Source organism: Streptomyces sp. NPDC079020 (genome assembly GCF_044542225.1).
Lineage (GTDB): Bacteria > Actinomycetota > Actinomycetes > Streptomycetales > Streptomycetaceae > Streptomyces.
In genome coordinates, this window is record NZ_JBITUB010000027.1 from 16,041 (window position 1) to 37,908 (window position 21,868).

Here is a 21,868-nt window from a genome sequence, read left to right on the forward strand (position 1 = left end):
GTCAGCTGAGCCGGGTTGTGGCGTACGCCTCGATGGCGTCGCGCTGGTACGCGGCCAGGCCCGGTGCGATCGCCTCATAGGCGGAGCGCCAGGCGCTGTTGTCCACGCAGGAGCGCCCGATGGCGCGGTACTCCTCGACCGACACGGGCCGCAGTTCGGTCATGGCCTGGTACTGGGCGTCGATCTGGGCCTGCACGGGCGCGGCGTCGGCCGGGTGGCCGACGGCCATCAGGTCGGCCAGCAGGATCATCTGCATCGTGCGCTCGCGCTGTCCGGCCTCGATGTCCTGCGGGGTCATCGCGGCGACCCTTCGGGCAACTTCCTCGGCGTGCCCGGGGAAGTCGCGCAGGCTCTGCTGGTACTGGGAGGGCTGGATGCCCTCGAACAGGTTCTCCGGTCGGTTGATGGTCACGGGATTGCCGTCCTTTCTGGACTGTTCCAGTTCGGCGATCGTGCGGGAGACGCTGCCTGCCAGGGCGTCGAGCCGGTCCCGCTCGGCGAGCAGCCGCAGGTGGTGGCCGCGCAGGGCGTCCACCTCATCGACCTGCTCGGTCAGGATCCGGCCGACCTCGGGGAGCCCTACGCCCAGCGCCCGCAGTACGAGAATCTGCTGCAGCCGCAGCAACTGGTGCTCCTCGTAGTAGCGGTGGCCGTTGGCCCCGATCCGGGCGGGCGGCAGCAGGCCAACCTCGTCGTAGTGCCGCAGGGTCCGGGCGGTCACGCCCGACATCCGAGCGACCTCCGCGATAGGCCAGTCCATCGCTGTCTCCCTCACGATCGCGTCACCGGGCCGGCTTCTCCGGCCCTGCTAAGGACGGTAGAAGCTGCCGCAGCGGCAATCGCAAGCCCGCGCCCTCACGATCTGGATGGCCGCCCGCGACTTTCCCCGACGGCCCAGCCAGCACACCAGGCAACTTCCAGAACACGGCCTGGGCCACATCTCGTCACGGGAGGGGACCAGGAGCGCGTACTGAACTGCTCTCAGCGGGAGTCGAGCAGCTCGCCGATCACGTGGCGTGCCGTCGTCGCCATGAACGGGTTCGTCTCCCGGTAGTACGAGAGTTCCATGAGGGCGATCGAGAGCGCCCAGCCACGGCCCCGCGCCCAGGTCGCGTCGTCGGCCGCCACCGCCGTACGGAACGTCTCCCGCGCGCCGGCGGGGCGCAGGTACCAGGCGGCGATCAGGTCGACGGCGGGGTCGGCGAGGCCCATGCAGCCGAAGTCGATGACCGCGCTGAGGCGGCCCTGCGCGGCCAGGACGTTGCCCGGCTGGAGGTCCCCGTGGACCCAGACCGGCGGGCCCGAGGCGGCGGGGGCGCGCAGCGCCTCTTCCCACACGTGGGTCGTGGCGTGGAGGTCGAGGTCGCCGTGCAGGGAATCGATCGCGTCCCTGGTCGCGGTGTCCCGGGATGCCAGGGGCTCGCTGCGGTAGGCGGGCGGGCCGTCCGTGGTGTCGATCCGGCGCAGCGCCGTGACGAACGCCGCGAGGTCCGCCGCGAAGGCGCCCGGGTCGACGGGGTTGTCCGGCCCCGGGTTCGCCCCGTCCAGCCACCCGCACACGGACCAGGCCCAGGGGTAGCCCTCGGCCGGTCCGCCCTTGGCGAGAGGGGCGGGGACGCTGACGGGGAGCCGCTGGGCGAGGTACGGCAGCCAGCGGTGCTCGGTCTCCGCGTCGCTCGCCCCGACCTCCTTGTAGGGCAGCCGCACCGTCATGTCCGCGCCCAGGCGGAAGATCGCGTTGACCGTGCCGTGGGAGTCGACCGGCACGACCGGGAGCTCCGCCCACTGCGGGAACTGCGCGGCGATCAGCCGTCGTACGAGCGGGACGTCGGGGACCGTGGCATGGGGGGCCGTGGCGGAGCCGGGCGCACCGTGAGAAACCATCCCGTGATCGAAGCCCGTTCCGCGGACGACCGCAACCGCATTACCCGTCCCCACAGGCCGGACCCGCAGGCCGGACCCGCAGGCCGGACCCACAGGCCGGACCCACAAGTCAGTCGCCCACGTCGGTCGAGCGCACGTCGGTCGGGCGCAGGTCGGTCGAGCGCAGGTCGCCCACCGCATCGGCGTAGTACGCGGACTCCGCCGTGTGGAAGGCCAGTTGGCGGAAGGTCCAGCCGGTGCCCGGTGACCGGTCCAACTGGTCGGGGGTCAGGGTGTCTAGCCGGTTCGCCCAGATCCGGGCCAGCCGGACCAGGCGGCTCCGGGCCTCGTCCAGATCGGCCGGCAGGAACGCGGCGAGGTCGGCCTCCGTGGTGGTCGCGGAGGCGTGCCAGTGGTCGGGGCGCGTGGCCTCGCCCGCCAACCTGGCCTCCATCTCGGCGAGATGGTCGATCAGGTGGTCGGCGACCCGGCGCACCGCCTTGTGCGGGGTGTAGACACGGTCCCCCGCCGTGATGGGCGTGCCGTCCCAGGACGTCCAGGTCCCGGCCAGCGCGAGGACGTGATCGACCATCTCCACAACGACGCGTGCGGGGTCACGTTCGTCCGTCGCGGGGGCCTCCTCCTCAACGACCGGAGCAGCCCCCCGAGCGGACGGGGAATCGGAAGGGGCGGGGGGAGGGGAAACGGGAGTGGAAGGAGAAGCGGAAACGGGCTCAGCGTCCCCTGCGCGTTGCGGCGCCCCGTACGTGTTCATGCTCGGACGGTACGTGCGCGACACTTCGGCCCCCACCGAACCATGCCCCCCGGCCGTCACCACCCGGTCATCACCGCCCCGCCGCGCCCCGCCGTACCGGGACCCCTGCCGCGTACCGGAACCATCCCACCCGACCGGTGCCACGTACGCCGGCCGAAGCGACAGGCAACCCCCGAGCCGACGAACCACCGAACCGCCGAACCGGCGAGTGCCGGACATTCACGGGCACTTCACCCGGCGGTCAGCCGCACACCCTTCAGGGCTGGTGCGGGCTGCCTAGCCTCATGGGTGCATACCGGTTACCGGATCGTTGCACAGAGAGCAGGCAGGCACCCCCGTGAGATTCGCTCCCCTCGTGATCGCCGCGACCTCCGTCGCACTCGTCTCCCCCGTCGCCGCCCAGGCCGCCCCCGCCCGGACGCCCGCGCAGGCCGAGGCCTCGGTCCAGGCCCACTCCCACAGGCCCGGCCATGGCACCCCCGCCGCCCCGGGAGTGAGCGTGCCCGGCGGGCGCTACGAGCACGCGGTCTCGCTGAAGTTCAAGGCCGAGCGCGGAGTCACCGTCCGCTACACGCTCGACGGGACGACGCCGACCCGCGGCAGCCGCGCCTTCCATTCCGGCCGGCCGCTGCGGATCGCGAAGGACACCAACGTCACCGCCGTCGCGTTCCGCGGCAACAAGGCGAGCGTCCCGGTGTCGTACGGCTACCTGATCAAGACCCGCGAGAAGCCGATCGCCAAGTTCGTCGTCATGTCCGACGGGCACATCGGCAGCCACGCGACGGCGGACAAGAAGTACGAGAGCTTCTTCGACACCATCGGATCGATCTTCCCGAAGCCCGACGCGATCCTGTCCAACGGCGACATGATCAACGACAACGGCGACGGCAAGGGCCCCGACCACAAGATCGTCTCCGAGGTCTTCCGGTCCAACCTCGCCCGCAAGGGCATGACCGACACCCAGCTGCTGATCTCCAACGGCAACCACGACGCGAGCCTCGCCGCGATCCGGGCCGGTTACCCCAGGGCCTGGTTCCCCGACTCGGGCGGCGGCTACTACGAGTCCGAGGTGAAGGGCCTGCCCGTCCTCACCGTCAACACGGAGACGTACGACTCCAGCACCGCCCAGCGCACCTGGCTCAAGGCACGGCTCGCCGCGATCACCGCCGACCCCGCCAACGCGGGCAAGCCGGTCTTCGTCCAGGGCCACCGGCCCACCACCGGCACGACGATGGACGGCCAGCAGGCCTCCAACCCGCGGCTCGCCGAGGACCTGAGCGCCTTCCCGCAGGCCGTCCTCTTCTCCGGCCACTCGCACCTCAACATCAACGACGACCGTTCCATCCACCAGCGCGACTTCACCTCCGTCAACGACGGCTCGATGAGCTACATCGAGATCGACCACGGCTACCAGATGGTGACGGACGAGGGTCTCGCCAACCGCTTCGAGTCGCCGACCGCACAGGCGCTCTTCGTCGAGGTCTACAAGGACCGGACCGAGATGGCCCGGGTCAACATGGCCGCGGACAAGCACGACATCTACACCGGCGGCCAGTGGTCGGCGAACTGGCAGCCGCCGTACGCGAGCGCGGGCACCCTCAGCGGTGACACCTGGACGGTGCGCCTGAACGGCTCGACGAACCAGGAGATCAAGGACAACTTCCGGTACACGGCCGCCACGCGCAACACCGTGGCGCCGGAGTTCACCACCCGTAAGCCCCTCAAGGAGGTACACACCCCCAAGGGCGGCACGGCGGTGCGGATCGCACAGGCCGAGGACGACCAGATGGTGCACCACTACAACGTCGACATCACCGACGCGTCCACCGGCGCCCCGGTCGTGTCCTCCAAGGTGCTGTCCGACTTCTCCTTCACGCCCCGCCCGAACACGCTCGACATCCCTGTCCCGGGTGCGGTGAAGGGCGGCCGGTACGTGGCAAAGGCCGTCGCCGTGGACGCGTACGGGAACGCGTCCCCGGCCGCCTCGCTGACCTTCCGCCGGTAATCGCAGGGGGAGGCCCAGTGCCCCGTCCCCCGTCCCCTGCTTCCTGCTCCCTGCCCCCGCCCCCTTCCCAGCCGTCAACGCCGGGGAGGAAAGGCGTAGGGGCAGGGGCAGGGGCAGGCACAGGGGAAGCAGCAGGACGGGGAACCGGCTTCAGCGGCTCAGCGCAGCTCTTCCGGGCACGGGGTGCCGGGCTGCAACTGGTACGGAGCCGCCAGCCGGTACACACCCGGCCGCGGGGCGAGCAGCTCGGTCCACTCGTCGCCCTGCGAGTCCTCCTCCACCTGGATCAGGCAGCCGTTCGCGTTGTCGAAGGTCTTCGGGGCGTCCTCGTTCTGTTCCGACCGCTGCTTCGACTCCTCGGTCTCCTGCGGCCGCTCCAGCCCCTTGCCCTCCTCGTCGACCACGGCGAGCCAGCGCGAGTACGGGATCCGGATCAGTACTCGGCCCGCCGAGCGCACCCGGATGGTCAGCTCGTCCGCGCCGGCCCGCTCCACCGTGGCGGGCGGGTCGGCCATCGGCACCGGTTCCAGGACCTGGAACAGCTTCCAGTTCTCGTCGCCCCAGATCTCCTTGAGGTACGGCTGGCCCTTCTCGACGAGCGCCGCCTCCTGCACCGCACCGCTGGAGTCCGGCTTGCCCGTGGGCAGCACCACGTAGCGCACCGCCCAGCGGTCCAGCCACTCGCGGTAGTTCATGGCGTTCAGGGTGTCGTCGTAGAAGAGCGGGTTGCGCTTCATGTCGGCCTGGCGGTTCCAGCCCCGGGCCAGGTTGACGTAGGGCGCGAGTGCGGACGCCTCCCGGTGGCTGCTCGCGGGCACCACCTCGACCCGGCCCCGCTCGGCCCCCGCCTCCTGGAGTTCGTTGACGAGCGGAGCCAGCTCCCGGGCCCAGGACGCGGTCGGGGCCGTACGCACGATGTCGTCGACGCCCTTGAACCCGATCCAGAAGTTCAGCCCGGCGAAGGCGATCACCAGCGCGTACCAGCGGCGGGTACGGGGAGCCGTGTACGGCAGGGCGGCGAGCAGCGTCACCCCGGCGAACAGCATCGCCATGCGCGTGACGTTCGACCCGATCTGCGAGTCGACGAAGTAGGTGAGCAGCGTCCCGACGCCGTACACGGCCGCCGCCGTACGGACCGTCTTCCACTCGCGCGGTACGAGGACGAAGACGATCACGGCGAACAGGAATGGCAGCGACAGCGTCCCGACCGACATCGGCTGCGTACCGGAGAACGGGAACAGCCACGAGGACAGCGCCACCACGGCGACCGGGGCGAGACCCAGGGCGTACGCGCCGGGGCGCCTCTTGTTGAGGAAGAGCGCGGCGGCGACCACCCCGAGGAAGAGCCCGGCGACCGGGCTGGCGGCGGTGGCGAGTGCGGCCAGGGGCGCGGCGACGGCCGCCTTGGCCCACCGCTTGTAGCGCCACTTGTACGGCCAGCAGAACACGGCCGCGGCGGCACCGACCGCGAACATCATGCCGAGCCCGAACGTCACGCGCCCGGACAGCGCGTTGCACAGATAGGCGAAGACCCCTGCGAGCGAGCAGGCCAGCGGGTTACGGACGGCCCGGACCCGGACCAGGATCATGGCGGTCAGCGCCGCCGACACCGTACCGACGACCATCATCGTCGTACGGACGCCGAGCACCGACATCAGATAGGGCGAGACCACGCTGTACGAGACGGGGTGCATGCCCCCGTACCAGGCGAGGTTGTACGCGGTGCCGGGGTGCCGGCCGACGAACTCGGCCCAGGCGTCCTGCGCCGCGATGTCGCCGCCGCTGTTCGCGAAGAAGAAGAACCACAGCACGTGGGTGACCGCCGCGGCCGCCGTCGCGATGGTGACAGGATGCCGCAGCGTCCGCCGGAGACGGCTGTGGCGCGGCGCGGCGCCGCTCGCGCCACCGGCGCCGGACGCGGATGCGCCGCGGCCCGCGTCGGGAGCGGATGCGCCGCGGCCGTCGTCGGAAGCGGATTCGGTGGCGGTTACGGACGCGGCGGTCGCTACGGACTCGGGAGCGGACTCGGCGGTCGTCACGGGCTCGGGAGCGGACTCGGCGCCGGGCACGGCGGTCGATACGGGCTCGGCGCCGGCCACGGAATCGTCGCCGGTCGAGGAATCTTCGCCGGCAACGGGCTCGGTGGCGGTCACTGGCGCGGTGCCGGTCACTGGCGCGGTGGCGCCTTCGGCCGCGCCTCCGGCAGCACGTGGGGCGGGCAGCCGGACACGGACGGGTGAGCTCTCGCCGCTCCCGCTGTCCCCACTGCTCCCCGCGTCGTTGTCAGTGATGCTGTCCGCCTCGCGGCCGGGTTTCGGCTCCGCGGTGGTCACTACGGCTCTCCCCGTCGTCCGCCGGCCCCGTACCTTTCATGGACGCTGTCCCGGCGTCCCAAGTTGCCCGGGGACGCTAACACGTGCGCGGCCGGGCGGGGGGTGCCGGGATCGGCCCCCTCCGCCGCGACCGGCGCGGCTTCGCCGGATCAGCCGATCCGGCTCAGCTTCTTCCCGAAGGCCGGCTCGGTCAGCTCGCTCTGGAGCGCGACCGGCACCTTCACCTGGCTGGCGCCCTCACCCACGGTCAGCGTGCCGACCTCGGTTCCGGCCGCCGCGGAGTGGGGCACCGTCTTCCCGCCGTCGGTGAGTTCCAGCTTCACCGTGAGACCGGCCCAGCCGACCGCCTGCACGTCCTTGGTGGCCACGACCGGGGTCGTACCGCCGAGGCCGTCGTCGACGGTGCCGACGACCTGCCCCTTCTTCACGATCTTCGCGCCCTTCAACTCGTCCTGCGTGGCGATCATGACCTTCTTGCTCGCCGCGTTGACCGCGTCGATGATCGAGGTGTCGCTGTACTGGCCGAGCACCGCGCCGACGATCAACTGGTCGGTACCGTCGACCATCTTGTGCGCCGCGAAGAGCAGGTTGCCGCCCGCCTTGCTGGTCGAACCGGTCTTGATCCCCAGCGCTCCGTCGAAGGGCACGAGGGTGTTGTAGTTCCGCCAGAGCTTGCCCGACGGGTCCTTCCATTCCGGCAGCTTGGTGATGTCCATCAGCGCCGGAATCTCGACCAGCTTCTCGCCCAGCTTCACCAGGTCCTCGGCCGTGCTCACCGTCGTGGCGTTGAGCCCGGAGGGGTCGGTGTAGGTGGTGTTCTTCATGCCGAGCTGCTTCGCGGTGTCGTTCATCTTCTCGACGAACGCCTTCTCCGAACCCGCGTCCCAGCGCGCCAGCAGCCGCGCGATGTTGTTCGCCGAGGGGATCATGAGGGCGGACAGCGCGTCCTTCTCGCTGATCTTGTCGCCCTTCTTCACCGTGTCCAGGGTGGACTCGCCCTCGGTGAAAAGCTGACCGTCGGACTCGCCCTTGGCGTCGACCTCGATCATCGGGCCGTCCTCGCCCCGCTTCAGCGGGTGCTCCCTGAGCACGATGTACGCCGTCATCGCCTTGGCCACACTCGCGATCGGCACCGGCTTCTGCTCACCGAACGAGTCGACCTTGCCCAGCCCGGTCGCCGCCATGTAGCCCTGGCCCTGGTCCGGCCACGGCAGCTCGGGCTTGCTGCCCTCGAAGGTGTACGTCGGCTGCGCCGTCAGCTGGAGCGTGGGCGTCGGCAGCGGGCGCACCATCTGCACGATCGCAAAGACGATCAACAGGAGCACGACCAGCGGGGTCCAGATCTTGACCCGGCGGACGGCCGTGCGGACGGGGGTCTCCTGGGGCGGAGGCGTGTTCGTCAGCTCGGCGAGCAGGTCGAGCGGCGGCTTGGGCGGCAACGGCTGCTGCCGGGTCCGCTCGGGCTCGGCCCAGGCCGGGCCGGGGCTGGGGGCGGGCTTCGCCCCGGAGGCGGCACCCGCGTCGGCCCCTGCGCCGGACCCCGCGCCTGCGCCTGCGCCTGTCCCAGTCCCTGTCCCTGTCCCGGAGGCTGCCGCTGCGCCGGCCGCCGGTGCGGCGGGCTCGGGCTTGCGGGGCGCGGGCGCGAGCCGCACGTCGTCCGAGCGGAGCGGCACGAACTTGCTGGTCCGCTCGGCCGGGGTCTCCGAGGTCTCGCGGCTCTTCGAGCCCTCGCCGCTCTTCGGCGCAGCCTCTCGCGGCGGAATCTTCAGTGCGGTCGTCGGGTGGTCGACCTGCGCCTGCTTGGGCGCCTTGAAGACAGCGGTGGGCTGATCGATTCCTCGCTGGTCGGACGCGGTTCCGGCAGACACGGATTCGGCGGAAACGGATTCGCCGCCGGCGTCGGAGTCCTCACCGGCACCGGTGCCGGAGCTGGTGCTGGTGTCGGAGCTGGTGCTGGTGTCGGCGCCGGTGCTGGTGCCGGTGCCGGTGCCGGTGCCGGATTCCTTCGCCGCGTCGGACTCCGAGGCCGGGGCGGCCACTTCCTCGCGGGTCTTCGGCACCCTGACCTCGCCGGACGCCTCGTCGGACGCCTCGGTCTCAGGCGCGGTCCCGTTCTCGGCCGCGGGCTCGTCGTCGGAAGCGGTCGCATCCGAGGTCTCGCCCGTGTCGTCCGCATCGCCCGCGCCGTCCCCGACCCAGGCGACGACCGCGGCACGCAGCCGCGCGTCACCGGGCTCGGCTTCAGCGTCGGACTCGCCGGGCTCGGCCTCACCGGACCCGGTGACCTCACCCGGACCGTCCGCCACCACAGTCTCGCCCGTCACGGCAGCCTCGTCCGCCTCGTCCGCCCCAGAGGCCTCGCCGTCCGGACCGGACGCCACAGGGCTCTCGGCGTCCTCCGAGGGCTTGGAGCCCCCTTCAGGGGCCGCGGAGGCCTCAGCGGGCGTCACGTCGGCGTCGTCCCCGACCGCCGCGGCGGGCCGGGTACGGAAAACCGCGGTCGCGTTGTCCTTCACGTTGTCCGTCGTCCTGTCCGTCGCGCTCCCGGTATCCGCACCCGTATCCGCGTGCTTACCCGCTTCCGCGTCCTTGGCGGCTTCCGCGTCCGCATCCGTAATCGCGTCCACGTCCGCTTCCGCATCCACCTCCGCTTCCGGGCTCACGCCCGCCTGCGCGGCCGGTTCACGGAACACGGCGAGACGGGGGTCACGTTCCTCCGGAGCCGTCCCCGACGACTTCTGCTGCTCCGACTTGTCGGGGGACTCGCCCGCCACCGATGCCTCCTCATGCGCTGCGGGGGCAACCCCGCGCTGTCCGAACCATCTACCAGTGTCCTGTGTGAACCCCTGGCCGGGCTGCTAGACGAGAACGACATACCTACTGGTTCCCATATATAGCGGTCAGGCGCTCTCGACAGACCAATGTGAGAGGGGTCACCCTGTCATTCATCCACGCGGGGAGGCATGGATGGGCAGGAGCCGCAGAACAATTCCGGAGGAGCTTCTGCTGCTCGCTCTGGACCCGACCACGGGTACCACAGCGCAGCCGCAGTCGCTCGACCTCGGCCTGGCCGGGGCACAGCTAGTAGAGCTGGCTCTGGCAGGACGGATAGCCCCTGACGGGGATCGTATCGCCGTGGTGATGCCACGGCCGACAGGAGATCCGACTCTGGACTCCGCACTGGAACTGCTGCGCCGTCGCGGCAGCCCGGTCCGGGCCGTCCACTGGATCGGCGGACCCCGGCTGGGGCTTCGCCAGATCTATCTCGCCCATCTGGAGCGGTGCGGCATGGTGCATGCCGTGGCGGGCCAGATGTGCGGAGTACTGCCGACGACTCGCTACCAGGCGACGGACACGGCAATCAGCCGGGACATCAGAGCCCGGCTGGACAGTGCGATCCGCACCGGCGTACCGCCGGACCCGCGGACCGCGGCGCTCGCCGCACTGGCCCACGCGGTCGGACTCGGCAAGCACCTGTACCCCGGGAACGAGGGGCGTTCATCGCGCTCCCGGCTCCGGGACCTGATCAGACACGACCCGATGGGCGGACTCGTGGCGCATGCCGTGATGGACGTCCAGAACGGTGTGGCCGTACAGCCGCGCCGCAATCAGCAAGCAGCGGGCATGCCGTTGCAACCGCAAGCGCAGTCGCGCCGCGGCAGCATGGCACAGACCGCCGCGCACTGAACCGTACGGTGCACTGTCCGGGACCCCGCACAGCGCACCGTACGGGAACGAGCACGGAACGAGCACGGACCTACGCATACCGCCGCACCGACGCCCCCAGAGGCCCGGTTCGGGAGCCGCACCACGCGCGGGGCAGCCGGATCCACCGGCTGCCCCGCGCGCTTGCGTGTTGCCGTTTCCCAGCGCGGCCGGTGCCGGGGGTGGCAATCTGCTGAGCAGTAGATACGCACAGCTACATAGCCGGAGGTGCCGTTTCCGTGCCGTCCCATGTCAATCCCACTGTCAGGCGACGCCGATTGGGCCAGGAGTTGCGCCGCCTTCGCGAGATCAAGGGTATGACCGCCGAGGAGGTGGCGGAGCGCCTGCTGGTCTCGCAGTCGAAGATCAGCCGGCTGGAGAACGGCCGCCGTTCCATCAGCCAGCGCGACGTCCGCGATCTGTGCGGGGTGTACGAGGTCGAGGACGTCCGGGTCGTCGACTCGCTCATGCAGATGGCCAAGGACTCCCGCCAGCAGGGCTGGTGGCACGCCTTCGGCGACATCCCGTACAGCGTCTACATCGGACTGGAGACCGACGCGGAGTCGCTGCGGGTGTACGAACCCCAGGTCGTCCCCGGGCTGTTGCAGACCCGGGCCTACGCCGAGGCGCTGATCAACGGTGCGCTTCCGGAGACCCCGCCGTCCGACATCGAGAAGCGCGTCAGTGTGCGCGCCCGACGCCAGGACCGGGTCAACGCGCCCGAGCATCCGCTGCGGCTGTGGGCGGTGATCGACGAGTCGGCGCTGCGCCGGATGGTCGGCGGCAAGCAGGTGATGCGCGAGCAGCTGGAACACCTCGTCGAGCAGTCCCAACTTCCGCATGTGACGGTGCAGGTGCTGCCGTTCGACATGGGCGCGCACCCGGGCATCAACGGGCAGTACGCGATTCTGGAGTTCCCGGACGCCGCGGACTCCAGCGTCGTCTACATCGAGGGCGTCACCAGCGATCTCTACCTGGAGAAGGCGAACGACGTACAGCGCTACAGCGTCATGTACGAACATCTGCGGGCGCAGTCGCTGAATGTGGAGCAGACCCGGCAGTTCATCAGCGAGATGGCCAAGCGGTACACCAGCTGAAACAGGACAGCCGCAAGGCCTGTTTTGCGAGAAATGGAATGCTGCCGATGGAGAGGCGACGGCAGAGTACACCGTCGCCACCTCACGACGGAAGACCCGCATGGAATATGCCATCCGGTCGAGTGAACGGCCACTTCACACAACGGAGTTGGCGAGTAGCGTCGATCACGCCAATCGGAAGCAGGTTGGCGCGACTCCCCCCATCTCTCTGAACCGGAGTGAACATGGCTATTCTTCAGGGTGCTACGGAAATGTGGACGAAGTCTTCGTACTCCGGGGGCAACGGCGCGTGCGTCGAGGTCAAGTCCCCGGTCGCTCTGTCCATCGCCGTGCGTGACTCGAAGGCCCCCGAGGGCCCCTCGATCACCTTCGTCCCCGGTGCGTGGAACGCGTTCGTGCGCGATGTCGCCGCAGGCTCCATCAACGCCTGACCCGTTGCACCACCCGTCACGACGCACCATCTGACTGGAGCCCTCTCGACTGGTTCGCCGTCCTGGCCGAGGGGGCTCGGCCCATTCACCACCCGGTCCACTCACCGCCCGGCCCATTCACCGCCCGGGCGATCCATCACCGCCCGGCCCATTCACCGGCACCCGCCACGGTCACCTCAGCTGATCGACGTACCGGTCCGTCCCCGGCACCGTGGGAATGAACGGCGCCGCCAACTCGACCCGCCCCAGGCCCGATTCCGCGACGGCCTCCCCGAGTCCGGCGAAGTGTTCCGCCCAGCAGGCACGCGGGTCCTCCTGGAGGAACCACAGCAGCGTCAGACGGGTCCCGACCCCCTCGACCTGTTTCACATACGTCATCCGGTCACCGGGCAGCGGTGTGGGCCGGAAGACCGTGACCATCGCGGCGGGCGACCCGTGGAGCCGTTTCGGCAGATGCCGTGAGCGCAGCCACTCCAGCAACTGAGCGCACCGCTCCGGGTCTTCGGCGTCGATGACCTCAAGGACGAGGCCCTGGTAGGGATGGTCCAGGGCGTGGAAGTCCCGGGGGCCGGCGGCCCCGTCGCGGTAGACGGTCGCCTCGTGGTCCTGGAAGGCCGTGAAGACGTGGGTGCGGTCCTGGTAGACCCTGCCGTCCCGGTTGAGCCGCTTGTTGATCCCGACGGTCCACTTCATGTGGTCGTCGTAGCGCCCGTCCGTCACCCAGTACGTCGACAGGTAGCAGCCCGCCCCGACGGGCCGGGCGACCGCGGACTTCTCCGGGTAGCGCAGCTCCTGGAGCTCCTTGGTGGCCACCCAGCGGCGCCCGGCGGCCATCCAGGGCATGGCCATCGCGCCCGCGTAGTAGTGATCGTCCTCGTACCAGCGGTTGTACGCGTACTCATGGCCGGGATGCGGTTCGACCATGGTGATCAGCGCGTGCCCCGGGTGGACTCCGTACGGCCCCACCGCCGCCAGTTCCGCGTACTGATCGCTGCGTGTCTCGTCGCTCATACCGTTCCCTTCCCCTTCCGTCCTGGGTCTCGGGCACCTACTCTGACGCTCCGTCAGATGAACTGCCAGAGCCGGGAGGCGCCGATGTTGCTCGCGGGGAAGACCGTCATCGTGTCGGGCGTCGGGGCCGGGCTCGGGCACCGGATCGCGGAGGCCGTCGTCCGGGACGGGGGCAACGCGGTGCTCGGGGCGCGTACGGCGGCGAATCTCGCCAGGTCGGCCGCCGAGATCGACCCGGAGGGCCGGCACACGGCCCGTCTGGCGACGGACATCACGGACGAGAGCCAGTGCGAGGCGCTGGCAGCACTGGCGGCGGAGCGGTTCGGCGGGATCGACGCGGTGGTCCATGTCGCCGCCTGGGACAGCTACTTCGGCGGTCTGGAGGATGCCGATTTCGCCACCTGGCAGTCGGTCATCGATGTCAATCTGCTCGGCACGCTGCGGATGACCCGGGCCTGCCTGCCCGCGCTCAAGGAGCGGGGCGGCTCGGTGGTGGTCATCGGCACGCAGTCCTCGGTGGCCGCCCCGTCACAGGTGTGGCAGGCGGCGTACGCGGCGTCCAAGGGGGCGCTGACCTCGGCGATGTACTCGCTGGCGCGGGAACTGGGACCGCACCGGATCCGGGTGAACACCGTGGTGCCGGGCTGGATGTGGGGACCGCCGGTGCAGGCGTACGTCCGGTTCACCGCGCACGCCGAGGGCGTACCGGAGGCCGAGGTGCTGGCCCGGCTCACCGATCGGATGGCGCTGCCCGAACTGGCCACGGACGAGGATGTGGCACAGGCCGCCACGTTCCTGACCTCGGACCGGGCACGGGCCATCACCGGCCAGTCACTGCTGGTCAACGCCGGGGAACTGATGCGCTGACGTTTCATCGCCCCGGCGCGTCCGCGTCCCGGCGTGCCGGCGTGCCGGCGTAGGCGTAGGCGTACGAGGCGTACGAGGCGTACGAGGCGTTGACGTAACGACGCACCGGCCTACCGGCGTACCTGCGTACCGGCATTCCTGCGCGTATCCCTGCGCGCCCCCTCTCCCCGCCGCACGGGACCCGCATCCCGTGCGGTCGCTTCGCTCTCTCCCGACGCACGTCCGTTTCTCTGCGCGGCCTGACGAAGTGCCCGCCCATCGTGTGGGATTGATCGTGTCCACGACAACGCCTCACAGGGTCAAGAACGCGCAAAATCGTTCGCCTTGTTGATCGGTGTTCACACTTCTGATCACATGCAACCTTGACCGGGACACCGGGCAGACGGTTCAATCCCCGAAGTCCCCGACTCCCGCACGGGGCGCCGCTGAACGGCCGTACTGACGAAGTGCGTGACCCGTTCACAAGGCGGACCCCTGGAGGGGGCACATGAACAGTCTCGACTGGGCCGTGCTCATCGGATACTTCGGTGTGATGGTCGCGATCGGACTCTGGTCGCACAAGCGCGTGGACAACGTCAGCGACTTCTTCACGGCCGGCGGGAAGATGCCGTGGTGGCTGTCGGGCATCTCGCACCACATGTCCGGCTACAGCGCGGTGATGTTCACCGGCTACGCGGGAATCGCGTACCAGTACGGCGTCACCTCCTTCGTGACCTGGTCGCTGCCGATCGCCATCGGCATCGGGATCGGCGCCAAACTCTTCGCGCCCCGGCTCAACCGGCTGCGCTCGCGCCTGCGTGTCGCGTCACCGCTCGAATATCTGAAGGACCGCTACAACATCCCGACCCAGCAGGCCCTGGCCTGGTCCGGTCTGCTGCTGAAGATCGTGGATGTCGGCGCCAAGTGGGCGGCCATCGCCACCCTGCTCTCCGTCTTCACCGGGATCCCGCTCACCCAGGGCATCTTCATCACCGGTGCCATCACCGCCGTCTACTGCACGGTCGGCGGGCTGTGGGCCGACGCGCTCACCGAACTGGGCCAGTTCATCATCCAGTTGTTCGCGGGGCTGGCCATGCTGGTCATCACCATGGGCAAGCTGGGTGGCTTCAGCTCGCTGTGGACCGTCTGGGACAAGCTGCCCGAGGGTCACACCGACCCGACGGCAGGCCCGTACACCGTGACGTTCCTGCTGGCGTACCTGTTCATCAAGACCTTCGAGTACAACGGCGGCATGTGGAACCAGGCCCAGCGCTACATGGCCACGGACTCCGCACGCTCCGCGACCCGTTCGGCCCGGCTCTCCGCGGTGCTGTGGCTGGTCTGGCCGGTCGTCCTGTTCTTCCCCATGTGGGTGGCCCCGCTGCTCGTCGAGGCGAAGAAACCGGACGCCTCGGACAGCTACGCGCTGATGACCGAACAGCTGCTGCCGCACGGTCTGCTGGGCCTGGTCGTCGTCGGCTTCTTCTCGCACACGATGGCCATGTGCTCCTCGGACGCCAACGCCATCTCCGCGGTCTTCACCCGCGACATCGCCCCGGTCTTCTCGAAGGCGGCCCGCACCTGGAGCAACCGCAGCGGCCTGCTGGCGGCCCGGCTGTCCACACTGGCCTTCCTCGGCCTGTCGATGGCGCTGGCGACACAGATCAACTCACCGACGTTCAAGGACATCATCTCGGTCGTCATCAAGTGGGTGGCCGGTCTGATGGGCCCGATCGCGATCCCGTTCATGCTGGGGCTCCTGCGTACGTTCCGCAGGTCGGGACCGACGGCGGCGCTCGTCAGCTGGGCGGCGGGTCTGCTCGCGTTCTACTTCACCAACTACAACGTCGACGGCTCGGTGAAGACGGATGTCGCGCTCCAGTACCAGGTGGCGCTGCCGCTCGCGATCTCGCTGGTGCTCTACATCGTGATCGGCTTCGCCAAACCGGAGGACACCCCGGAACGCGACGCGGTCATCGACAAGGTCAACCGGGGCGACGGAGATCCGGACGACGACGGTCCGGATGACGACGGTCCGGCCCCGGCGTCCGGTGCGGTGATTCCGGCCCAGGGCGGTCCCCCCGGCTCACCGGTGCCGGACGGACCGAGGAAGGGTTAGGGGCTACGGGCTGTGGGCTGCGGAGTACGGGGGTACGGGGGGTACGGGGCGGGCGCGGGCGGCGTCCACCCCGTGGCCGTACCCGTACCTGTACCCCTACGACTGTGTCGGCGGCTTCGGCAACTTCAGCCGCGTGGGTAGCGGACCAGCCACCCCGGGGCGGCCGCGGTCGGGCTGTGCAGGGCCGGGCCCTGGGTCATCTCCATCGCGAAGTCGTCGGCGAGTTCGAGGAGGGTGGCGCGCCCCTCCAGTTCGGACAGCCAGGCCGGCGGCAGTGCCGTCTCGCCGTGCAGCGCGCCGAGCAGGGCCCCGCAGACCGCCCCGGTGGCCCGGGAGGGCCCGCCGTGGTTCACCGCGAGCTTCAGACCGTGCCGGATGTCCTCGCCGACCAGCGCGCAGTACACGGCCACGGCCAGGACGTCCTCCGCGGTGTCCGTGTCGCCCAGGGCCTCGATCAGGGCCGGGCCGGGGATTCCCTGGCGTACGGAGCCGAGTGCCTGCCGCAGTGCTTCGGTGACCGGCTCATGACCGGGGCGTTCCGCGAGCAGGGCCAGGGCGTGCTGGACGGAACCGTCCAGGGTCTCGCCGCGGGCCAGCCCGTGCACCAGGAGGCCGAAGGCCCCGGCGGCGAGCTGGGCGGCCGGGTGGCCGTGGGTCTGGGCGGCGCACTCCAGGGCCAGTTGGAGAACGAGCTCCGGCTCCCACCCCACCAGCAGCCCGAACGGCGCGGACCGGGTGAGCGCGCCCGCGTCCCGGGCGGTGGGGTTCTTGGGCCGGTCGAGGGTGCCCATGGTGGTGTCGCCGAAACCGGTGAGGCATTCCCTGGCGGGGTCGCGGCGGGCGTACAGCCACTCCTGCGCGGCCAGCCATCCGTTGTCCTTGCGGCGTTCGTCGGGCCCCCAGTCGCGCTGGGTCGCGGCCCAGCGCAGATACGCCTGATGCACATCGGTGGGCGGATGCCAGGCACCGGTGTCACGCCGCACCTGGGCGCGGATCAGCCCGTCGACGGTGAACAGGGTGAGCTGGGTGACCGCGGTGACGGCTCCGCGGCTGCCGGACGGGGAGCCGGCCGCCACGGGACTCCCGGGCGCGGGGGTGCCCGGCACAGGAATTCCGGCCGCGGGGACGAAATCGGTGACCCCTTCGGCGCCGTGGGCCTCGCGCATCTCCTCCAGGGTGAGCCCCGTGACCGCGGCCCCGAGCGCGTCGCCGATGGCCCCGCCGAGCAGGGCGCCGCGTACCCGGCTGCGGAAGTCCTGCTGCTCGGCCCGGCCCCAGACAGCCGTGGTCCCTGTGCTCACCTCGCCCCTCCCCGTACGTCAGTCACGCAGGCCGATCCGTGTCCCAAACGCTGTGCTGCTCCGTGCGGCTGCGCAGCACTGTAATCGAACGGGAACGGTCGGTTCAGGGGCGGATCCGAGTACGCGTGGGTATGTGAACGGACGTCCCGCAGGTCGTTTTTGATCTGTGGGGAAGCGGTGTGGACCCGGTGAGAAGCCGCCCGGAGCATCCCGTCCGGGGCGCTGCCTCGGGTACCCGTTCCCGGCAGCACCCGGCCCCCGGAGGCTCAGCTCCCCGGCTCCTCCCCGCTCGCCCGGACCGTCGCCGCCAGCCTTTCGCGCTGGGTGCGGGCCCAGGTGTAGTCCGGGTCGATCTCCAGTGCGCGGTCCAGGTCGGCGAGGGCTTCGGCGGGGCGGCCCAGGGCCTCGTGGGCGAGGGCTCTGCTGCCGTGGGCCCAGGCGTAGTCGGGGTTCAGCTCCAGCGCACGCCCGTAGCTCGCCACGGCCTCCTCGTAGCGTCCGAGCGCGCGGTAGACCTCGCCGCGCTCCCCCTCGGTGCCGGCCAGCCCCGGGGTCAGCTCCTCGGCCCGGTCCAGGTCCGTGAGGGCGCCGACCGGGTCGCCCAGGACGGTGCGGACGCCGGCCCGCCGCACCAGCGCCCAGCCGTACTCCGGCCACCGGGCGATCGCCCGGTCGAAGTCCTCCAGTGCCTCCTCGTGCCGGCCCAGGCGGTGGCGCACCAGGCCGCGGCTGCCGAGCGGCACGGCGTCGGAGGGGTCCATGGCGTGGGCCCGGTCCAGGACGGTCAGGGCCTCTTCCAGCCGCCCCATCCGCCGGTACGTCTCACCGCGTTCGCGCACCACCCACGCCCAGGTGGGGGCGATCTCCTCGGCCCGGTCCAGATCCGCCAGGGCGTCCTCGTAGCGGCCGAGCGCCCGCAGCACCACCGCCCTTCCCTGGTAGGCCTGTTCGCTGCGCGGGTTCAGGGCGGTGGCCCGCCCGTGGTCGGACAGGGCGGCGTCGAACTCCCGGGCCCGGAAGCGGCTCCAGGCCCGCGCCACGAGGGCGGCCGACCTGGCCCGGTCGTCCAGCTCGGCACGGGTCAGCAGGAGCCCGAGGGCGGCGGTGGGGCCGGGGCCGTGGTCGGTGAAGGCGGTCAGCAGGTCCCGGCCCCAGTCGCGCAGAACGGCGCTGTCGGCGTCCTCGCCCGCCTCCGCGAGGGTCCGGGCCCAGTGGGGGGCGGCGGGGGAATGCTGCCCGCAGACCTCGATCCCGGCGCGCAGGGCGTCGGGCAGCGCGGTCCGGGGGCGGGCGCAGAGCCGGTGGTACAGCGCGTCGAGTGCCGCGTCGCGCCAGGGCTTCTCGGCCCAGAGCCTGCGCGGGTCGATCCCCTCCGCCGCCGCGTCCCGGCGCGCGGCGAAGGCCTCGGCGAGGCGGTCGTGGGCCTCGGTCCATCTCTGCGGCGACGCGGTGCGCTGGAGGCGGAGCATCGGGGCACGGACGACATCGTGGTACCGGGCCCGCCCGGAGTACCGTTCGGCGACGAACGGCAGCTCGTGCAGCCACGCGTACACCCCGGGTGCCCCCTCCGGCACCACTACCGCCACCAGGTCCTCGTCGAAGCGCCGGGGCAGCGCGCAGGCGAGCGCGGCGGCGCGGCGGTCCGGGTCGCTCTCCCCGGCCAGGAAGCGCTCGACCGCGCTCGCGCTCGCGTCGCCCACCGCCCCGGGGTTCGCGGCGAGCGTGGAGACGAGGACCGGCAGCCCGCCGGAGAGCCGGAGCACTTCGCGTACGACGCCTTCCTCCACCACCCCTCGTCCGGTGAGGAGTCGGCGCGACTCCCGCTCGGTGAACGGCTCCAACGGGACGTCCGCGACCAGCCGGGTGTGGCCGGCCCAGCGGGCGGGGTCGAGGCGGCGCTGCCCGGCGAGGGTGAGGACGAGGTTGGCGGGGAGAGCCCCGTACCGGCCGGGGGTGAGCAGGTCGGTCAGCCAGCCGTCGAGGAGCGGGGCGGTGCGCTCGTACGTGTCCAGGAAGAGCACGATCCACGGCACGGCGTCCGCGACCCGTTCCAGTTCGGCGACGAACACGGGCGTCAGGACACGTACCGGCTCCGCCAGCAGCCGGGCGTCGTCCTGCTGCCGCGACCGGCCGCCGAACACGGCCCGCAGCCCGCCCGCGCCGCGCGCCACCACCGCCGGGTCGATCCCTCCGACGAACGCCCCCACCACCGGCAGCGCCCCGGCGGCGATCAGCCCGGCCTGCGCCGCGACCACGGCCCCGGTGGACGGCTCGCCCGCCGCCGGTTCACCTTCCGCCCCGGACTCGGCGACGGCGTCGTGCAGCCGGCGCCGGTACGTGGTCAGCAGCCTGTCGAGCGCCTTCATCGGGTGCCCCTGCGCGGCGAACTGCGCGGCGATCAGGGCCAGTACCTCCGGTATGGACTCGGCGCTCTCGTCGACCGACGCGGTGAGCGCCTCGAACCCCCTGGCCGCCTGCCGCCACTCCCGTACAAGGAACGTCTTGCCGACCCCCGCGTTGCCACGCACATGGAACACAAAACGGTGCCGCGGATCCTCCGGCGGTACCTCGAAGTTCCCCCGGAACAGTTCGAGTTCACCGTCCCGCCCGACAAAGTCGGCACGGCGTCGCTCCTCGACGATCTGCTGAAGGGACAGGCGGCGCGGGGTGGCTGCGGACATGCGCCCCAGTCTGTCAGCGGCGAGGTCCCGCCGGGGAGCGGTTCCGCGGGGAGCGGTTCCGCGGGGAGCGGTTCCGCGGGGAGCGGCCCGGTCGGGGGCGATCCGGCCAGGGGTGGTTCCGCCGGGGGCGGTTCCGCCAGGGGCCGCCGGGGGTGGCTCCGCCAGGGGCCGCCGGGGGTGGCTCCGCCGGGGCCGCCGGGAAGCGGGTTCCGCCGGGGCCGCCGGGAAGCGGGTTCCGCCGGAGGCTGGCGGTGGCCGTCATGGGCGGTCGTGCCCGGCACGCAGGCTCGCCACGACGCTGAGCAGCAGCACACCCAAGAAGACGACGAGGGGCACCGTCCACGTCCCCGTCATGGTGTGCAGCACGGACGCGGTGACCGGTCCGGCCGCGGCGAGGAGGTAGCCGCCCGTCTGCGCCACCGTGGAGAGCGCCGCCACGTGCTCGTGGTCCTTGCCCCGCTTGACGTAGAGCACTCCGGCCACGGCCTGCCCGCCGCCGAGACCGATACCGAGGACGACCGCCCAGAGCGCGGGGGCGGCGGCCGGGGCGGCGAGCAGGCCCGCGTAACCGCCCGCGCAGACAAGGACGATGCCGAGCAGATGGGGGCGCTGGTCGGTTCGCGCGGCGGCCAGGACCGGGGTGAGGAAGCCGCCCACGGCGACACCGACGATGAACACCGCCTGCATGTTCCCGGCCGTCGCCCCCGTGACCCCGGCGTCCACCAGGATCGCGGGCAGCCACGCGAGCGTTGTGTAGAAGAGCAGCGTCTGGAGCCCGAAGTACGCCGTCAGACTCCACACGAGCCCGCGCCCCTGCTGCCCCTCCCGCCCTTGCTGCCTCTGCGGCCCCTCCTGCCCTTCCTGCCCCTCCTGCCCTTCCTGCCTCTCCTGCCCCTCCTGCCCCTCCTGTCCCTGCTGCCCCACGGAGCCGCTCCGCACCCGAGCCGGGGTCTGCGAGGCGCTCACTCCGGAGCCGCGTACCTGCGGAGCGGACGCTCCGGAGCCGCGTACCTGCGGGGCGATACCGATGGCCGCGAGGGCCGCCGGGACGACGGCAACGCCGATCGCGGTCTGCCAGGAGTGCCCGGACGCCTGCCAGACCGGGACCATCAGCGCCGCGACGAGGGCCGACCCGGCCCCCATGGACAGGGCGTAGACGCCCATCATCACGCCGACCCGGCGCGGGGCGAACCGACTGCGCACGAACACCGGGATCAGCACGTTCACGACGGCCGTGGCGATGCTGACGAGCACGGTGCCGACGAACAGACCGGGCAGGCCGGCCATCCGGACGACCGTCCCGGCGAGCAGGAGAACGCTCGCCCAGAACAGGCCGCGTTCCTCGCCGAGCCGACGCCGTACCCACGGCGTGAGCGGCGCGAACAGCCCCATGCACAGCGGGGGAAGCAGTCCGAGCACGGTGAGCGCCCCGGTGCCGAACCCGGCGACGGGTGCCAGCGGCCCCAACTGGCCGAACGCGACACGCGTGTTGAGGCTGAGCAGGATGAAGCCGAGGCCCAGTACCACGGCCGCGGCCCTCGTACGCGAAGAGGAGGAAGGGGAAGGAGACGAGGAAGCGGGCATCGGTGAGGGCGGGTCGAACTGGTCCGCCGGCCGGGCGGGAGAGGGTACGGACACGGGAACCTTCCGGAGGTGGACGACTCCTCCAGCGTTCACGCTCAAGTAAACTTGAGCGCAACC

The 21,868-nt window shown here is 71.2% G+C and carries 16 protein-coding genes; 6 read left to right on the forward strand and 10 right to left on the reverse strand.

The window, feature by feature from the left end; genetic code table 11:
- Position 1 precedes the first annotated feature (1 nt).
- From ACIGJO_RS33980 to ACIGJO_RS33990, 3 genes are all read right to left on the reverse strand, one after another.
- Positions 2–760, reverse strand: coding sequence for a MerR family transcriptional regulator (locus ACIGJO_RS33980; RefSeq protein ID WP_399964938.1), 759 nt, complete (start codon positions 758–760; stop codon positions 2–4).
- A gap of 221 nt (positions 761–981) precedes the next feature.
- Positions 982–1,884 carry an aminoglycoside phosphotransferase family protein gene (locus ACIGJO_RS33985; protein ID WP_399964940.1) on the reverse strand — a complete coding sequence of 301 codons (903 nt, stop codon included), beginning with the start codon at positions 1,882–1,884 and terminating at the stop codon, positions 982–984.
- 109 nt (positions 1,885–1,993) lie between these two features.
- Entirely contained in the window at positions 1,994–2,455 is a 462-nt protein-coding gene (locus tag ACIGJO_RS33990) for a hypothetical protein (protein WP_399964942.1), read from the reverse strand.
- A gap of 520 nt (positions 2,456–2,975) precedes the next feature.
- On the opposite strand from ACIGJO_RS33990, the gene ACIGJO_RS33995 reads away from it, so the two are divergent.
- Positions 2,976–4,643 carry a chitobiase/beta-hexosaminidase C-terminal domain-containing protein gene (locus ACIGJO_RS33995; RefSeq protein ID WP_399964943.1) on the forward strand — a complete coding sequence of 556 codons (1,668 nt, stop codon included), beginning with the start codon at positions 2,976–2,978 and terminating at the stop codon, positions 4,641–4,643.
- Between the two features lie 158 nt (positions 4,644–4,801).
- Here ACIGJO_RS33995 and ACIGJO_RS34000 read toward each other — a convergent pair whose 3' ends face one another.
- Positions 4,802–6,796: an MFS transporter gene (locus tag ACIGJO_RS34000; protein WP_399965024.1), complete on the reverse strand. Its 1,995-nt coding sequence runs from the start codon at positions 6,794–6,796 to the stop codon at positions 4,802–4,804.
- Positions 6,797–7,125: 329 nt separating this feature from the next.
- Positions 7,126–9,750 (reverse strand): hypothetical protein, encoded by a 2,625-nt coding sequence (locus ACIGJO_RS34005; protein WP_399964945.1) that lies wholly within the window; start codon positions 9,748–9,750, stop codon positions 7,126–7,128.
- Positions 9,751–9,943: 193 nt separating this feature from the next.
- On the opposite strand from ACIGJO_RS34005, the gene ACIGJO_RS34010 reads away from it, so the two are divergent.
- The 3 genes from ACIGJO_RS34010 to ACIGJO_RS34020 all read left to right on the forward strand — a co-directional run bounded on the left by ACIGJO_RS34010 (position 9,944) and on the right by ACIGJO_RS34020 (position 12,209).
- Positions 9,944–10,663 (forward strand): GPP34 family phosphoprotein, encoded by a 720-nt coding sequence (locus ACIGJO_RS34010; protein WP_399964948.1) that lies wholly within the window; start codon positions 9,944–9,946, stop codon positions 10,661–10,663.
- A 257-nt stretch (positions 10,664–10,920) separates the two neighbouring features.
- Positions 10,921–11,778: a helix-turn-helix domain-containing protein gene (locus ACIGJO_RS34015; RefSeq protein WP_399964950.1), complete on the forward strand. Its 858-nt coding sequence runs from the start codon at positions 10,921–10,923 to the stop codon at positions 11,776–11,778.
- Between the two features lie 224 nt (positions 11,779–12,002).
- Positions 12,003–12,209 (forward strand): DUF397 domain-containing protein, encoded by a 207-nt coding sequence (locus ACIGJO_RS34020; protein WP_266922771.1) that lies wholly within the window; start codon positions 12,003–12,005, stop codon positions 12,207–12,209.
- A gap of 171 nt (positions 12,210–12,380) precedes the next feature.
- On the opposite strand, the gene ACIGJO_RS34025 is transcribed toward ACIGJO_RS34020, so the two are convergent.
- Entirely contained in the window at positions 12,381–13,220 is an 840-nt protein-coding gene (locus ACIGJO_RS34025) for a hypothetical protein (protein ID WP_399964952.1), read from the reverse strand.
- 84 nt (positions 13,221–13,304) lie between these two features.
- Here ACIGJO_RS34025 and ACIGJO_RS34030 point away from each other — a divergent pair, with 84 nt between their 5' ends.
- A complete protein-coding gene (locus ACIGJO_RS34030) occupies positions 13,305–14,087 on the forward strand; it encodes an SDR family oxidoreductase (protein WP_399965026.1) in 783 nt (260 codons plus the stop codon).
- Between the two features lie 4 nt (positions 14,088–14,091).
- Here ACIGJO_RS34030 and ACIGJO_RS34035 read toward each other — a convergent pair whose 3' ends face one another.
- Positions 14,092–14,223, reverse strand: coding sequence for a hypothetical protein (locus ACIGJO_RS34035; protein WP_399964954.1), 132 nt, complete (start codon positions 14,221–14,223; stop codon positions 14,092–14,094).
- A gap of 351 nt (positions 14,224–14,574) precedes the next feature.
- On the opposite strand from ACIGJO_RS34035, the gene ACIGJO_RS34040 reads away from it, so the two are divergent.
- Positions 14,575–16,185, forward strand: a complete 1,611-nt coding sequence (locus ACIGJO_RS34040) for a sodium:solute symporter family protein (protein WP_399964956.1) — start codon at positions 14,575–14,577, stop codon at positions 16,183–16,185.
- Between the two features lie 125 nt (positions 16,186–16,310).
- Here the strand turns inward: ACIGJO_RS34040 and ACIGJO_RS34045 are convergent, their stop codons facing one another.
- From ACIGJO_RS34045 to ACIGJO_RS34055, 3 genes are all read right to left on the reverse strand, one after another.
- The gene (locus ACIGJO_RS34045) at positions 16,311–17,486 is read right to left on the reverse strand and encodes an ADP-ribosylglycohydrolase family protein (RefSeq protein ID WP_399964958.1); all 1,176 of its coding nucleotides are present in this window, start codon (positions 17,484–17,486) and stop codon (positions 16,311–16,313) included.
- 266 nt (positions 17,487–17,752) lie between these two features.
- Positions 17,753–20,167, reverse strand: coding sequence for a tetratricopeptide repeat protein (locus ACIGJO_RS34050; protein ID WP_399964960.1), 2,415 nt, complete (start codon positions 20,165–20,167; stop codon positions 17,753–17,755).
- A gap of 258 nt (positions 20,168–20,425) precedes the next feature.
- Entirely contained in the window at positions 20,426–21,694 is a 1,269-nt protein-coding gene (locus ACIGJO_RS34055) for an MFS transporter (protein ID WP_399964962.1), read from the reverse strand.
- Between the last annotated feature and the right edge of the window lie 174 nt (positions 21,695–21,868).